Origin of the sequence: Sphingopyxis chilensis, assembly GCF_035930445.1 — a bacterium.
GTDB classification, from domain to species: Bacteria; Pseudomonadota; Alphaproteobacteria; order Sphingomonadales; family Sphingomonadaceae; genus Sphingopyxis; species Sphingopyxis chilensis.
Window position 1 is genome coordinate 2,185,412 of sequence record NZ_CP142394.1, and the last position, 15,128, is coordinate 2,200,539.

The 15,128-nt window shown below is 65.6% G+C and carries 15 protein-coding genes; 7 read left to right on the forward strand and 8 right to left on the reverse strand.

The features are described from left to right. Window positions 1-6: 6 nt before the first annotated feature. A complete protein-coding gene (locus tag VSX79_RS09985; protein ID WP_326913273.1) occupies window positions 7-1,356 on the reverse strand; it encodes an OprO/OprP family phosphate-selective porin in 1,350 nt (449 codons plus the stop codon). Window positions 1,357-1,558: 202 nt separating this feature from the next. Between VSX79_RS09985 and VSX79_RS09990 the strand changes: the two genes are divergently transcribed. From VSX79_RS09990 to VSX79_RS10020, 7 genes are all read left to right on the forward strand, one after another. Beyond that, window positions 1,559-2,461, forward strand: coding sequence for an SDR family oxidoreductase (locus VSX79_RS09990; protein ID WP_179495805.1), 903 nt, complete (start codon window positions 1,559-1,561; stop codon window positions 2,459-2,461). A gap of 61 nt (window positions 2,462-2,522) precedes the next feature. Further along, complete coding sequence (locus VSX79_RS09995; RefSeq protein ID WP_179495803.1) at window positions 2,523-3,176, forward strand: DUF4328 domain-containing protein; 654 nt, start codon at window positions 2,523-2,525, stop codon at window positions 3,174-3,176. A 77-nt stretch (window positions 3,177-3,253) separates the two neighbouring features. Beyond that, window positions 3,254-4,327: a hypothetical protein gene (locus VSX79_RS10000; RefSeq protein WP_179495801.1), complete on the forward strand. Its 1,074-nt coding sequence runs from the start codon at window positions 3,254-3,256 to the stop codon at window positions 4,325-4,327. Window positions 4,328-4,624: 297 nt separating this feature from the next. Beyond that, complete coding sequence (locus VSX79_RS10005) at window positions 4,625-5,335, forward strand: response regulator (RefSeq protein ID WP_179495799.1); 711 nt, start codon at window positions 4,625-4,627, stop codon at window positions 5,333-5,335. Then, complete coding sequence (locus VSX79_RS10010) at window positions 5,332-6,651, forward strand: ATP-binding protein (protein WP_179495797.1); 1,320 nt, start codon at window positions 5,332-5,334, stop codon at window positions 6,649-6,651. The genes VSX79_RS10005 and VSX79_RS10010 overlap by 4 nt, the downstream gene beginning before the upstream one ends. An 82-nt stretch (window positions 6,652-6,733) precedes the next feature. Beyond that, window positions 6,734-7,426 (forward strand): carbonic anhydrase, encoded by a 693-nt coding sequence (locus VSX79_RS10015; RefSeq protein ID WP_179495795.1) that lies wholly within the window; start codon window positions 6,734-6,736, stop codon window positions 7,424-7,426. 2 nt (window positions 7,427-7,428) lie between these two features. Beyond that, window positions 7,429-8,943 (forward strand): SulP family inorganic anion transporter, encoded by a 1,515-nt coding sequence (locus VSX79_RS10020; RefSeq protein ID WP_179495793.1) that lies wholly within the window; start codon window positions 7,429-7,431, stop codon window positions 8,941-8,943. Between the two features lie 89 nt (window positions 8,944-9,032). Here VSX79_RS10020 and VSX79_RS10025 read toward each other — a convergent pair whose 3' ends face one another. The 7 genes from VSX79_RS10025 to eno all read right to left on the reverse strand — a co-directional run bounded on the left by VSX79_RS10025 (window position 9,033) and on the right by eno (window position 15,065). Next, window positions 9,033-9,380: a DUF2794 domain-containing protein gene (locus tag VSX79_RS10025; protein ID WP_179495792.1), complete on the reverse strand. Its 348-nt coding sequence runs from the start codon at window positions 9,378-9,380 to the stop codon at window positions 9,033-9,035. Continuing rightward, window positions 9,380-10,093, reverse strand: a complete 714-nt coding sequence (epsC, locus tag VSX79_RS10030) for a serine O-acetyltransferase EpsC (protein ID WP_326913274.1) — start codon at window positions 10,091-10,093, stop codon at window positions 9,380-9,382. The genes VSX79_RS10025 and epsC overlap by 1 nt, the downstream gene beginning before the upstream one ends. 84 nt (window positions 10,094-10,177) lie before the next feature. Continuing rightward, window positions 10,178-10,777, reverse strand: coding sequence for a hypothetical protein (locus VSX79_RS10035; protein WP_326913275.1), 600 nt, complete (start codon window positions 10,775-10,777; stop codon window positions 10,178-10,180). Window positions 10,778-10,805: 28 nt separating this feature from the next. Continuing rightward, a complete protein-coding gene (locus VSX79_RS10040; RefSeq protein WP_326913276.1) occupies window positions 10,806-12,182 on the reverse strand; it encodes a pyruvate dehydrogenase complex E1 component subunit beta in 1,377 nt (458 codons plus the stop codon). Window position 12,183: 1 nt separating this feature from the next. Further along, window positions 12,184-13,254: a pyruvate dehydrogenase (acetyl-transferring) E1 component subunit alpha gene (gene pdhA, locus VSX79_RS10045; protein WP_179495789.1), complete on the reverse strand. Its 1,071-nt coding sequence runs from the start codon at window positions 13,252-13,254 to the stop codon at window positions 12,184-12,186. Window positions 13,255-13,394: 140 nt separating this feature from the next. Further along, window positions 13,395-13,721, reverse strand: coding sequence for an FtsB family cell division protein (locus VSX79_RS10050; RefSeq protein ID WP_179495788.1), 327 nt, complete (start codon window positions 13,719-13,721; stop codon window positions 13,395-13,397). A 69-nt stretch (window positions 13,722-13,790) separates the two neighbouring features. Further along, a complete protein-coding gene (gene eno / locus VSX79_RS10055) occupies window positions 13,791-15,065 on the reverse strand; it encodes a phosphopyruvate hydratase (protein ID WP_326913277.1) in 1,275 nt (424 codons plus the stop codon). Window positions 15,066-15,128: the final 63 nt, after the last annotated feature.

Here is a 15,128-nt window from a genome sequence, read left to right on the forward strand (position 1 = left end):
ACCTCTTCAGAACACGATCTGCGCGCGCGCGCCGACGCTGTCGACGCCATAATCGCGGTCGCCGCCGGCGGGGATGACCGCATCGTGATATTGCAGCCGTGCATAATTGACCATGAAACGCACATAATCGATCGGCGTCCAGATCAGCGACGCCATATAGCCGTCCTGCTGCCCGCCGACGATACCCGCGTCGTTGAGGTCGAGATGGTCGTAGCGCAGGTTGATCTGCCACGCACCCATCCCGCCGTCGCTGACCGGGTTCTTGACGTGGATTTCCTTGAACATGCCGTCCTTGTAGGCGCGCGTGTCGTCGGTCAGGAACAGCCCGGCCTCCACCGAACCGCCGAAGAATTGCGGATCTGCCAGGCCCGGACGATCGACCGACTGCCAGAAGGCTTCCGCCGCGCCGTGCAGGCGCCCGCGGATGAACGCCGCCTCGGCGCCGAAGCCGGTTTCCGCCTCGGCGTCCATATTGGGGGTAGCGATGAAGCGAATGTCGGCGCTGTGGACCAGCGGCCGCTGGCGGTAACGCACCGTGGGCACGGTATCGCCGAGCTTGCGCCAGTGCGCCGAGCCGCCGAAGTGCAGCTGGGTCTTGCCCGCCTTGGGCGCGTAGACGATGCGGCCGTCAAAGCTATACCCGTCGTTCCCGCTATCGAGCGCGGTGAAATTGTCGGTGAAGACGCCGCCCTGCAACAGCAGCGCGCCGGTCGAATATTCGGCCGAAACACCCGCACGCCGGATGAAGTTGAAGGCGTCGGTAAAGGCGGCGCGCTCGATGAAGCTGGTGTCGTTGCTGCTCGACAATTCCTCGAGCCCCTGGAAGGTGTTGTGCTGCCCCACGGTCAGCTTCAGCGGCCCGTCCTGATAAGTCATGAACGCGTCGAGCAGCACGACATCGCTTTCGGCGAAATCGGCCTCGACCTTATAACCGAAGCCGCCGGGGATCGTCCCGCCGAAGCCCATGCGGATGCGGCGCAATTCGCTAGAAAAGCCGAGCGCGGGGTCGGCGATCGCGCCCGGTGCGCCGACGTGCACGGCATCGACCTGGACCCGCCCGCGCGGCTTGAAGCTCCAGCCGTCGGCGGTCTTGATCTCGGGCGCGCCCTTCCATTTGATCTGCGTCGCCGAAGCTTGGGGGGCGGGCGTCGAAGCCGGTGCCGGAGCCGATGTCGCGACGGGCGGAGGCGATGTCTGGTCGAGGCGCGTTTCGAGCGTTTCGACCTTGGCGCGAAGCGCCGCCAGCTCGGCGCGCAACGCGGCCGCCTCCTCGGCGCTCATCGCCTGGGCATGCGCCGTCGCCGGCAGGCTGAACATCGACGTCGCCAACAGGGCGGCGACAAGGGCGTGGCGCATGAACGAAAGCTCCATTGCGAAAAGGTGACTGTCCGATGGCGCTATTATTGCTGATATATGACAATCCAGCGTCACTGACATGACAATTTGGTTGCAAACGATGTTTTTCCGTGGCGCGCATCCCCCTTGCCTGTCCGTGATGAACAGCTAAGGACGGTCGCGTTTTTATTGGCAACTTTTCAGCCTATTCCGGGAGACCATCATGACGATCAAATTTGACGGCCGCGTTGCCATTGTCACAGGCGCCGGCGGCGGCCTGGGCCGCGCCTATGCGCTGGAACTTGCGCGGCGCGGCGCGAAAGTGGTGGTCAACGATCTCGGCGGTTCGCGCGACGGGACGGGTCATTCGGATGCCGCGCTTCAGGTCGTCGAGGAAATCCGTAGCGAGGGCGGCACCGCGATCTCGAACGGCGGCAGCGTCACCGAATATGAGCAGATGGTCGAGATGGTCGCACGCGCGAAGGAAGAATGGGGCGGCGTCCATGTCCTGATCAACAACGCCGGCATCCTGCGCGACAAGAGCTTCGCCAAGATGGAGCCCGCCGATTTCGACCTGGTGCTGAAGGTTCATGTGTCGGGCAGCGCCAATGTCACCAAGGCGTGCTGGGAAACGATGCGCGAGCAGGCCTATGGCCGCATCCTGATGACCGCTTCGTCGACGGGCCTTTACGGCAATTTCGGCCAGGCCAATTACGGCGCGGCGAAGCTGGGCCTCGCGGGGCTGACCAAGACGCTCCACCTCGAAGGCGCGAAATATAATATCCGCTGCAACACGATCGCGCCGGTCGCGGGCACGCGGATGACCGAGGACATCTTCCCTGCCGAACTGTTCGAGAAATTCACGCCCGAGAACGTCGTCCCGGCCGCGCTTTATCTCGTCAGCGAGGATGCGCCGACCAACATGATCGTCGGCGCGGGCGCGGGCGCGTTCCACGCCGCCTATGTCACCATGACCCCCGGCGTCGCGCTGCCCGAAGGCGAACGCACGCCCGAAGGCGTCGCCGCGGCGTGGGAGAAGATCATCGACCGCAATGGCGAAACCGTCCCGCAATCGGGCAGCGAGCAGTCGATGAATGTCATGAAGGCATTGATGGCGCTGGGCTGACGCTTATACGTCTTTCCGCATGGGGCGCCGGAGCGGCGCGTCCCGTGCGGGGGATTGATATATGGCGGAGATGAGCCTCGGTGACGGGATCGACCTGCTTCAGCGGCGGGCGAGGATCGTCGAGGTGATGCTGATCGGCGGACTGTTGGTGAGCGTTGCGACGCTCGCCGGCCAGATCGCCGAACGCAATGGCATCATAAGCCTCGAAAGCGAACAACTGACACAGGCCGAGATGCTTTATGGCCTGGTCATCCTCAGCTACATGCTGTTGCTGATCGCGACCTATGTCGTCTTCAGCCTGTGGATTTACCGCGCCGCAGCGAACATCGTCGCCGCCCAAACCGTGGGCTTCGATTATAGCCCGGGCTGGGCGGTGGGATGGCTGTTCGTACCGATCGCCAACCTGTTCAAACCCTATGGCGCGATGCGGCAGATCTACAACGCCAGCCATGGCCGCGACGCCAATTCCATCGACGAAGGCAACTGGCTGCTCCGCGCGTGGTGGGCCGCCTGGCTGGTCATGAGCATCGCCGGCAACATTTCCTTCCGGTTGAGCCTGCGTGCCGACACGCCCGAAGAGGTCCGGACGGCGCTGGAAATCGATGCAGCTTCCACCGCCACCGGCCTCGTCCTTTACCCGCTTGCCTATCTGCTGGTGAAGCGGATTACCGCCGCGCAGAAAGAGCGGCTGACCTCGGCGCAGATCTTTGCCTGATTTATTGTGTTGCGACACTAATACAGTTCTGCTAGAAGCGCCTTGGGGCAAGGGGATCGGACAGAAGGACGACCCCGATGTATAGTGAAAGCGACCTGCAAGCTGCGGTCGATGCAAAGGTATTGACGCCGGAGGCCGCATTGGCATTCCGCTCGCATATCGCATCGGTGCGCGCCGCCCCCGGAGCGGATGAGGAATCATTCCGCCTCATCACCGGCTTCAACGATATTTTCGTCAGCATCGCGGCTGTCATCCTGCTCGTCGCGGTGGGCTGGATCGGCGCGTCGATCCATACTGCGCTCGGTGGCGCCTTCGTCGCCGCGTCAGCGTGGTTCCTCGCCGAATATTTCACCCGCAAACGCCGCATGGCACTCCCCAGCATCGTTCTCGTCCTCGCCTTTGCCGGCGGTGTCTTCGCGACGATGGTGGGCTTCCTCGTCCGTCATGGCGAGGATATTTTCGGGCACAGTCCCAGCGAAACCGTCGGCGCGATCCTGATCGGCGCGATGGCGATGGTCACCGCCGGAGCGGCCTGGGCGCACTGGAAGCGCTTCATGGTGCCGATCACCGTCGCCGCCGGGACCGCCGCGCTCGCCGCGACCGCGGTGGCGCTCGTGCTCGCGATCACCGGAATGCCCAGCCCCGACGGCACGCTGCCGATGGTGCTGGTGCTGATCGCCGGGATCGGCGTCTTCACGCTCGCCATGTGGTGGGACCGCAGCGACCGCGTGCGCCAGACGCGCCGCAGCGACGTCGCCTTCTGGCTCCACCTGCTCGCGGCGCCGATGATCGCGCACCCGATCTTCCATCTGCTCGGCGTTACCGACGGGGGCAATATCGGCAGCGGTGCAGCGGTTCTGGTGATCGGCGTCTATATTCTCTTCGGCCTGATCGCGCTGGCGATCGACCGCCGCGCGCTGCTCGTCTCCGCCCTCGCCTATGTGCTCTTCGCGCTGACCGAGCTGTTCCGCACCTTTGGCGCGGTCGAGCTGAATGTCGCGCTGACGGCATTCGTGATCGGGTCGGCGCTGCTGCTGCTTTCGGCCTTCTGGCAGAACGCGCGCGCGGTGGTCGTCGGCCTGCTGCCCGACCATCTGGCGAACCAGTTGCCGGCGACCCTTCGCACGGCGGGTGCGGCCGCACACGGATAGGCGATCCGAACGGCACGCCGGTTTCCTTACCTGGAAGCCGGTTTTCGGGGGCCCCGGCCGGATGGTCGGGGCCCCTTTTCGTTGCGCCCGCGCCGGGCGCCGGGCGCGGGGAAACGATTCGCCCCCTTGCCTGAACGGTGAGGCACGATAAGAGAGGCGCGGATCCGCAGGGCCGTGCATCCTGTGGACCGCGTATTCGCCAGGCCCGAACGGCAAGGCGTCGCTGCACTTTCGCAAACCGGCACGGACGGGCGGGTCCGGGCCAAGGAATTTGAAGCCCCTCTCCCAGGTGAAGCAATGACACCGCCGAACATATTGATGGTGGAGGATGATCCTCCGATCCGAACCCTGACCGCGCGCGCGCTGCAGGAACATGGTTATATCGTCCGCACCGCTGGCACCGCGCCGCAGATGTGGGACGCGCTGCGCGCGGCCCCCGCCGACCTGCTGCTGCTCGACATCATGCTGCCCGGCACGTCGGGAATCGACATCTGCCGCGAAGTGCGGCGGACGAGCGACGTCCCGATCATCTTCCTGTCTGCGAAAGGGACCGAGACCGACCGGATCGTCGGCCTCGAACTCGGCGCCGACGACTATCTCGCCAAACCCTTCGGCGTCCGCGAACTGGTCGCGCGCGTCCGCGCGGTGCTGCGGCGCCACGCGATCGAGCGGCCGCAGGCGGACCGCGAGCGCGGCCAGATCCGCTTCGACGGCTGGACCGCCGACCTGCCGCGGCGCCAGCTGACCTCGCCCGGCGGCGCCGCGGTCGAACTGACGGGCGCCGAATTCGACCTGCTGGTCAGCCTGTGCGACAACGCCCAGCGCGTGATCGCGCGCGAGCGATTGATCGAACTGTCGCGCACCCGCCTCGGCGACAGTTCGGACCGCAGCATCGACGTTCTGATCAGCCGCCTGCGACGCAAATTGTCGAGCCCCGGACAGCCCGCGCCGATCGTGACCGTTCGCGGCATCGGCTATATGCTGAACGTCCCGGTGGAGCGGCTTTGAGCCTGTTCGAAAAGCGGGGCTTCGGCCTGTTCGGGCAGATCGTCGCGATCCTGTTCGCCGCGGTGCTGCTCGAAAGCGCCGCAAGCATCTTTCTCTATGAGCGCGCGAGCCAGTTTTCGATCAACGGCGACAAGGCGCGGCGGCTTGCCGAGCATCTCGTCCTGTCGGGCAAGCTGATCGAGGAAGCGCCGCGATCCGAGCGCGATACGGTGGCGTCGGAACTCACGACGACGCGCTATCATCTCGTCTGGCAGGACCGGCTGGTCAATCCGCCGCCGGTGTCGCCGAAACTGAACCAGATCACGCGCCAGATCCTTGCCTGGGAACCCGATATACAGGAACGCGACCTGCGCCTCTATCTCCAGTCGCCGGGGCTCCACAGCACGATATCGGGCGCGATCCGGCTGAATGACGGCAGCTGGGTCAGTTTCAGCGCGCGCGACCATATCCGCCAACTCGACCTGACGCTCGGCCGAACGCTCCAGACGCTGGTCCCGGCCGTCGCGCTCGTGCTGCTTGCCAGCCTGTTGATCCGGCACACGCTGCGCCCGCTCCGCGACCTCCAGCGCGCGGCCGAAACGATCGGCCAGCGCGATTTCGTCGATGTCCCGATGCGCGGCCCGGCCGAGGTGCGGAGCGTCATCGGCGCCTTCAACGACATGCAGCACCGCATCACGGCGATGATCGCCGACCGGACGCAGGCGCTCGCGGCGGTGGGGCACGATTTTCGCACCCCGCTCGCCCGGCTCAGGCTGCGCGCCGACAGCATCGCGGACCCGGCCGTCGAAGCGGCGATGGAGCAGGATATCGGCGAGATGGAGCGGATGATCGACTCGCTGCTCGCTTATCTTTCGGGCGACATCGACAATCCGACCGAGCCCGTGGCGCCGACCGACATCGCGGTCCTGTGCGCGACCGCCGCCGACGAGGCGAGCGACCGGGGACATCGCGTCCGCTATGCCGGGCCCGACCATCTGGTGCTGTCGGTGCACGGTATCGCGATCAAGCGCGCGCTCCTCAACCTGCTCGGCAATGCACTGCGCTTCGGGGACGAAATCGAGGTGCGGCTGCGTAGCGGCGGCCGGACGATCGAAATAGAAGTGGCCGACGACGGCCCCGGCATTCCCGAACATCTGCGCGAAGAAGCCGTCCAGCCCTTTGCCCGGCTCGACAGCGCTCGGACGCGCGACACCGGCGGTTTCGGGCTCGGCCTGTCAATCGTCGAACGCATCGCGCGGATGCACGGCGGCTCGCTCGAGCTTGGCCAGAGCCATCTCGGCGGTTTGGCCGCACGCCTGCGTCTTCCCGCCGCCTGAGAAACATTTCGTTACATTAACGCTGCACCGCAGCAAAGTTCGATCGCCATGTGCGTGAAACCAACCAGCAAGGAGTGGTTTCATGAACGATCTTATCGGACGCGTGTTCGATTTCGAAAAGCGCGTCTTCCCCAGCCGCAACGACCTGTTCGCCAAGCTCGTCGCCGACGGCCAGAGCCCCAAGGCGCTGATGATCTCCTGCGCCGACAGCCGCATCGTGCCCGAACATATCATGCAGGCCGAACCCGGCGACCTGTTCGTCTGCCGTAACGCCGGCAACATCGTCCCGCCCTTTGCGACGCAGAACGGCGGCGTGTCGTCGACGGTCGAATATGCCGTCGCCGCGCTCGGCGTGCGCGACATCATCGTCTGCGGCCATTCGGACTGCGGCGCGATGAAGGCGCTGATGAACCCGCACATGACCGAAGGCATGCCCAATGTCGCGGCCTGGCTGCGCCACAGCCACGCCGCCGAGCATGTCGTGCGAACCGGCTATTCCGACCTTGACGACGCGGGCCTTGTCCGCGCCGCAAGCCTGGAAAATATCGTCGTCCAACTCGCCCACCTGCGCACCCACCCGTCGGTCGCCGCCGGCATCGCGCGCGGCGAGATTTCGCTGCACGGCTGGTTTGTGGACATCCACCTCGGCGCGGTGATGGGGCTTGATGGCGCCAGCGGCCAGTTCGTGCCGATCCGCGACGAGGATCCGTTGCCCGTGGCGCTTGCAGCGGGCCAGCGCCTTGCGATGCACGCAGGTCAGGCGAAGGCCGCCTGATCATGGCAAGCCAGGCTCTCCCCGCCAGCTCGGCCAGCGGCTTTTCGCGCGATTTCGCGGCGTCGATCGTCGTGTTTCTCGTCGCGATGCCGCTGTGCATGGGCATCGCCGTCGCATCCGGCCTCCCGCCCGAAAAAGGCCTGATAACGGGCATTATCGGCGGAATCGTCGTCGGTGCGATCGCCGGATCGCCGCTCCAGGTCAGCGGCCCTGCCGCCGGCCTTGCGGTGATCGTTTTCGAATTGATCCGTACGCAAGGGGTCGAGGCACTCGGCCCCATCCTGCTCATCGCGGGGGCGGTCCAGCTGATTGCCGGCGTGATGAAACTGGGCGGCTGGTTCCGCGCGATTTCGCCCGCCGTCGTGCACGGGATGCTCGCGGGCATCGGCGTGCTGATCGTTATCGGCCAGTTCCACGTCCTGTTCGACGCCAAACCGCTGGCCAGCGGGCTTGAAAATATCGCCGCCATGCCGGGACGCCTGCTCGGGCTCGATCCCGCCAGCCCCGGCGGCGCCGAGCTCGCGCTGCTGATCGCCGGCATCACGATCGGCGTCATGATCGCATGGGAAAAATGGCGCCCCGAATCGCTGCGCCTCGTTCCCGGCGCCCTGCTGGGTGTCGTCGCGGGCACGGTCGTATCGCTGGTGCTGAACATGAATGTCGCGCGCGTCGAGGTGCCGGATTCGATCCTCGCCGCGATCACCCCGCCGGCGTCCTTCGCCGGCTGGCTGACGCCCGAAATCATCGCCGCCGCCGTCGCGGTCGCCTTCATCGCCAGCGCCGAGACGCTGCTGTCGGCAGCGGCGGTCGACAAGATGCACGACGGTCCGCGCAGCGACTTCAACAAGGAACTGCGCGCGCAAGGTGTCGGCAACATGCTGTGCGGCGGCGCGGGCGCGCTGCCGATGACGGGCGTCATCGTCCGCAGCTCGGCCAACGTCCAGGCCGGTGCGGTGTCGCGCCGCTCGACGATCCTGCACGGCGTCTGGATCCTCGCGTTCGTCGCGCTGCTGCCGTCGGTGATGCGCGCCATGCCAATGGCGACGCTGGGCGCGGTGCTCGTCGTGACCGGCTGGCGGCTGGTCAAGCTCGACCATGCGCGCGAACTGCTCAAGCACCATGGCGTGCTGCCGGTGGTGATCTGGGCGACGACGCTGGTGCTCGTGGTGGCGGTCGACCTGCTCACCGGCGTGATCGTCGGCATCCTCTTCTCGCTCGTCGAACTCATCCCCCATGTGCGCCGCCTGCGGCTCAAGGTGGATCATTCGGACAATGCGGAAGGCGCGCGCGTTCGCCTGTCGGGCGCGGCGACCTTTGTCCAGCTTCCCAAGCTGGAAGACACGCTGGGCGCGATCCCGCGCGACAAGCCGGTGACGATCGACTGCGGCCAGCTGTCGGGGCTCGACCACAGCTGCGCCGAATTGCTGCGCGACTGGGTCGAACGCCGCAAGGCGCACGGCAGCCCGACAGTGCTGCTGGGCGACGACAAAAGGCTCAGGCGCCTCGCGGCGGCCTGATCAAGAGCTCCCCTGCGGGCGGAGGAACGGGTGTGGGTCAGGCCAGGAAAAAAGACCTGATCCACACTCACCGTTCCGGGTCGTCGGCGTCAGTCCCCGACCAGCTTCATCAGCTTGCGTTCGACGGGCGCGAGCACATTGGCCAGCTCGTCGCCGCGTTTCAATATCGCCCCCGCTTCGGAGACAAGGGCCCACATGCCCTGCCGGCTCCGCAAGGCGGGGCGTTTTTCGATGCGATATTCGGGGCGCTCGGCGGCGCGGCGAAAAGCCGAAAAGATCGCGGCGTCACGGTGGAAATCCATCGCATAGTCGCGCCAATGCCCGGCAGCGACCATGCGGCCGTAAAGGTCGAGGATGCGCATGAGCTCGGGACGCTCGAAGCCGGTCTGAAGCGGTACCGTCCGATTATGGAACGGCAGGGGCGTCACCGTCCCCATCAGGCGCGATTCCGGCTCCCCTTGCGCCGCGGCGCTTCATCCTCTGCAATGTGGCGATCTTCGAGCAGCGCCTTGAGCTGCTTCTGCATCAGGTCGAGCTGGCATTGCAGCAGTTCGACCTTTTGCGTCGCGGGGTCGAAGGTTTCGCTGCATGGCGTGCCATAGGGCACGAATTCGCGCGCATATTCGGTCGCGTCGAGCAAAGTCGAGCGCGCCGGGATGCCGACCATCACCGCGCCCTCGGGCACATCCTTCGTCACCACCGCATTGGCGCCGACGCGCGCACGCGCGCTGACGGTGACGGGGCCGAGGATCTGCGCGCCCGAACCGACGATGACATCGTCGGCGAGCGTCGGGTGGCGCTTGCCACCGATGCCATTGGCGGGATCGGTGCCGCCGAGCGTCACGCCCTGATAGATCGAGACATTATCGCCGATCTCGGCAGTCTCGCCGATCACGACGCCGAAACCATGGTCGATGAACAGATGTCGACCGATCGTCGCACCCGGATGGATATCGATCGCGGTCAGGAAGCGCGAGAGGTGATTGACGAAACGCGCGAGGAAAAACAGCCGCGCCTCGAACAACCAGTGCGCGATGCGGTGCAGGCCCACCGCGAGCAGGCCCGGATAGAGGAGAATTTCCCAGCGCGACCGCGGCGCCGGATCGCGTGCCTTGATCGAATCGAGATAGGCGACCAGCCCGTTGAACATGCAGATGTCCCCTGCGACCCTATTTGTTCTGCCCAAGATAGATGGTCGGCGACGTCATTTCCACCCCCGCCGCATTTTTAGTGATCAGCGGCCGAAAAGCCCGATGCGCAGGAGGAGAAGCCCTTCGCCGCGCAAATCCCGCTTGCCATCGTGGCGCGCGATCGATCCGGCCCAGCGATCGAGCATCAGCAGCGCGCGGTTGCCGCCGAAGTGGCGCGGTGCCGGCGCCGCGCAATTTTTGGCCTCGTCCAAAAGGCGCCGCGCGTCCGTTTCGGCCTCGACGATGCCGGCACCCCAAAGAAGGCCCCAGCGGCGAGCGCCCGCCTCCGTACCGCCGGAAAGCGCGAAGAGGTGCGTGCCGAAGCTTTCGGCCGCAGTGTGCCGCTCGGCATCGCTCTCGGCCAGCAACATCGCTTCGGCAGCATCGACGAGCGCGGCGAGCCCCCCCTGCCCCGCCCAGCTCGTCTGAAGCTCGGCAAGCAAAGGCTCGCCCTTGGGCAGTGCGGCGGGGTCATTCGCGAGCATCGCCATCATGTCGCGCCACCAGGCGAGTTTGATCTGGCCGATCAGCGGTTCACGCGCGTCGATGAGCAGCTTCGTCAGCCGCGCGGCGAGCGCCCACAGCGCCGCAATGGCCGCGCGCCGCGGGTGCGGCACGGCGACCATGACGCGCGGATCGCGCATGTCGGGGTAGAACGCCGTCTCCGGATCGTCAGGCGCGATTGAGGACCGCCTTGACCGCCTTCACGACGCGCGGCGTGTCGACGAGCGCGGCCTTTTCGAGATTGTTCGCATAGGGCAGCGGCACGTCCTCGTTGCACACGCGCATGACGGGCGCGTCGAGATCGTCGAAGCCATGCTCCATCGCGACCATCGCGAGTTCGCTGGCGATAGAGCAGGTCGGCCAGCCTTCCTCGACGACGACGAGATGGTTCGTCTTCTTGAGGCTGGCGAGCACCGTGGCGGTATCGAGCGGACGCAGCGTGCGCAGGTCGATCACCTCGGCATCAATCCCCTCGCCAGCGAGCTGGTCGGCGGCTTCGAGCGCGAGACCGACGCCGATCGAATAGCTGACGATGGTGACGTCGCTGCCCTGACGCATGATCCGCGCCTTGCCGATCGGCAGGACGAAATCCTCGACGTCTGGAACCTCGAAGCTGCGACCGTAGAGCAGTTCGTTTTCGAGGAAGACGACGGGATCCTCGGTGCGGATCGCCGCCTTCATCAGCCCCTTGGCATCGGCGGCGTCATAGGGCGCGATCACGATCAGGCCGGGGACGCTGGCGTACCACGGTCCGTAGTTCTGGCTGTGCTGCGCGCCGACGCGGGCCGCGGCGCCGTTGGGGCCGCGGAAGACGATCGGACAGCGCATCTGGCCGCCCGACATATAATTGGTCTTCGCCGCCGAGTTGATGATGTGGTCGATTGCCTGCATCGCGAAGTTGAAGGTCATGAACTCGATGATGGGCTTGAGGCCGCCCATCGCCGCCCCCGCGCCGAGCCCGGCGAAGCCATATTCGGTGATCGGGGTATCGACGACACGGCTCGCGCCGAATTCCTGGAGCAGCCCCTGCGTGACCTTGTACGCGCCCTGATATTCGGCGACTTCCTCGCCCATCACGAAGACGCGGTCGTCGGCGCGCATTTCCTCGGCCATCGCGTCGCGCAGCGCTTCGCGGACGGTGAGTTTCACCATCGCGGTGCCTTCGGGGATCGCGGGATCCGAGGCGCGCTCGGTAGCTGCGGGCTTTTCCGCCGCCGCAGCCGGAGCGGATGCGGGAGCCGGGGCTTCAACCTTGGGCTCGGGCGCGGCAGCAGGCGCGGGCGCCGGAGCGGCAGCCGCTTCGCCCTCGCCCGCGATCGTCGCGATCACGGTGCCGACCTTCACATTGTCGGTGCCCTCGGCGACCAGAATCTGGCCGATCGTGCCTTCGTCGATCGCTTCGAATTCCATCGTCGCCTTGTCGGTCTCGATCTCCGCGAGGATGTCGCCCGACTTCACCGTGTCGCCTTCCTTGACGAGCCACTTGGCGAGCGTGCCCTCTTCCATCGTCGGCGACAGCGCCGGCATCTTCAATTCGATGGCCATCTCAATATTGCTCCACCAGCACGTCGGTATAAAGTTCGGAAAGTTCGGGTTCGGGCGCGCTTTCGGCGAAGTCCGCCGATTCCGCAACGACCTGGCGAATCTCCTTGTCGATATCCTTGATCTTGTCCTCGCTGACACCGGCGTCGGTCATCAATTTCTTGAGGTGCTCGATCGCGTCCGACTTGTCGCGCACCGCCTGCACTTCCTCGCGGCTGCGATATTTGGCGGGGTCGGACATCGAGTGACCGCGATAGCGATAGGTCTTGAGCTCCATGAGCACGGGGCCCTTGCCCGCGCGCACCCATTCGAGCGCCGCTTCGGCCGCGCCGCGCACCGCGAGCACGTCCATGCCGTCGACCTGCATGCCGGGGATGCGGAAGCTTTCGCCGCGACGATAGAGCTGGTCCTCGGCCGACGCGCGGTTGACCGAGGTGCCCATCGCATACTGGTTGTTCTCGATCACGAAGATGATCGGCAGCTTCCACAGCTCGGCCATGTTGAAGCTTTCATAGACCTGGCCCTGGTTCGCAGCGCCATCGCCGAAATAGGCCATCGCCACCCCGCCATCGCCGCGATATTTGTGCGCGAAGGCAAGGCCGGTGCCGAGCGACACCTGCGCGCCGACGATACCGTGGCCGCCATAGAATTTATGCTCGACGCTGAACATGTGCATCGAGCCGCCCTTGCCCTTCGAGATGCCGGCCTGGCGTCCCGTGAGCTCAGCCATGATCACCTTGGGATCGATGCCATAGGCGAGCATATGGCCGTGGTCGCGGTAGCCCGTGATCACGCTGTCCTTGTCGCCGTCGAGCGCCGACTGCAAGCCGACCGCAACGGCTTCCTGGCCGATGTAGAGGTGGCAGAAACCGCCGATCAGTCCGAGACCGTAGAGCTGCCCCGCCTTTTCCTCGAAGCGGCGGATCAGCAGCATTTCGCGGTAGAATTTCTCGAGTTCCTCCGGCGTCGCGTCATAGGGCGCGGGGTCGCGGGGCATCTCGCGATTGGTCGCGGGGGCCGGGGTGGAGGCGGTCTTTTTCGGCGCGGGGGAGGTGCGCGCAGGTGCTTTGGCCAAGACGGGTTCCTTTGCATTTAGCCGTTACGGCAAGGCTCCCTATAGGAGAGCGGCGCCGCACTTGGCAACGCCCACCATGGCAGGGGACGGCACCAACCTACGTATGCAGCACAAACGCGGCTAAGCCGCCGAAAAGAGCCTCAGCGCTTCGCTTCGGGTTCCATCGGAATGATCACCTCGTCGGGGTGATAGGCGCCCAGTTTCTCGCGCACATATTCCTCGGCGAGGTCGGGGTCGACGCGCCGCCGGTCGAGCAGGTTGACGCGGTTCTGAAGCTCGTTCTGCTTCCTCGTCAGCTCGCTCAATATGACGCGCTTCTTTTCGACCGACTGGCCGTAATCGCCCCAGGCATAAAGCCCGGTCGGACCGAAGATGATGTAGCCGATCATCGCCAGCACGACCATCACCGCAATGGCCGGGCCGGTGGCCCGGCTCATCGATTTGCGGAATTTGTGGCGCTGCGTCATTCCGGCCCTTGAATCAGAGTTGATTCGTGGCGTCAAGCCGTCAGCACGCAGTTTTCCTCAGCTTTGCGATCAGCCGAAAATCGACGCGCCCGGATAGCGCGCCATGTCGCCCAGCTCTTCCTCGATGCGGATCAGCTGGTTGTACTTCGCCAGCCGGTCCGAACGCGCGAGGCTGCCGGTCTTGATCTGGCCGCAGTTGGTCGCGACCGCGAGGTCGGCGATCGTCGAATCCTCGGTCTCGCCCGAGCGGTGCGACATCACTGCCGTATAGCGCGCGCGGTGCGCCATATCGACCGCGTCGAGCGTTTCACTGAGCGTGCCGATCTGGTTGACCTTGACGAGCAGCGAGTTGGCGAGACCGTCCTTGATCCCCTGCTCGAGGCGCAGCGGGTTGGTGACGAACAGGTCGTCGCCGACGAGCTGGCACTTGTCGCCGACGAGGTCGGTAAGCGCCTTCCAGCCCGTAAAGTCGTCCTCGCCCATCCCGTCCTCGATCGACTTGATCGGGTAATCCTTGACGAGCGCGGCAAGATATTCGGCCATCTGCTCGGGGCTCAGCGAAAGCCCCTCGCCGCTGATCTCATATTTGCCGTTCTTGAAAAACTCGGTCGCGGCGCAATCGAGCGCGAGCACGACGTCGGTGCCGAGCTTGAAGCCGGCCTGATCGACCGACGCGGCGATGAAATCCAATGCGGCGCGGGTCGAAGCGAGGTTCGGGGCGAAACCGCCCTCGTCGCCGACCGCGGTGGCAAGGCCCTTCGCCGACAGGCCCTTCTTCAGCGTGTGAAAGATTTCGCTGCCCCAGCGCACCGCTTCGGCGATGCTGCCGGCGCCGACGGGCATGATCATGAATTCCTGCACGTCGATCGGATTGTCGGCATGTTCGCCGCCGTTGATGATGTTCATCATCGGCACGGGAAGCGTGCGCGCGGACACGCCGCCGACATAGCGATAGAGCGGCAGACCGCGCGCGTCCGCTGCCGCTTTTGCGGCGGCGAGGCTGACGCCGAGGATCGCGTTGGCGCCGAGGCGGCTCTTGTTCGCGGTGCCGTCGAGGTCGATCATCGTCATGTCGAGTTCGCGCTGGTCCTCGGCATCAAGGCCGATCAGCGCCTCGGCGATGTCGCCGTTGACCGCCGCCACGGCTTTCGTCACGCCCTTGCCAAGATAGCGGCCCTTGTCGCCATCGCGCAGTTCGACCGCTTCGTGCGCGCCGGTCGAGGCGCCCGAGGGCACCGCCGCGCGGCCGAAGCTGCCGTCTTCCAGAAGGACATCGACTTCGACGGTCGGATTGCCGCGGCTGTCGAGGATTTCGCGGCCGTGGATGTCGATGATGGCGGTCATGAAAATCGTCCTGCTGGCGGCCGGAAACTGGCCGATGGAGAAAGGCGCCCGCCTGTTATCGGC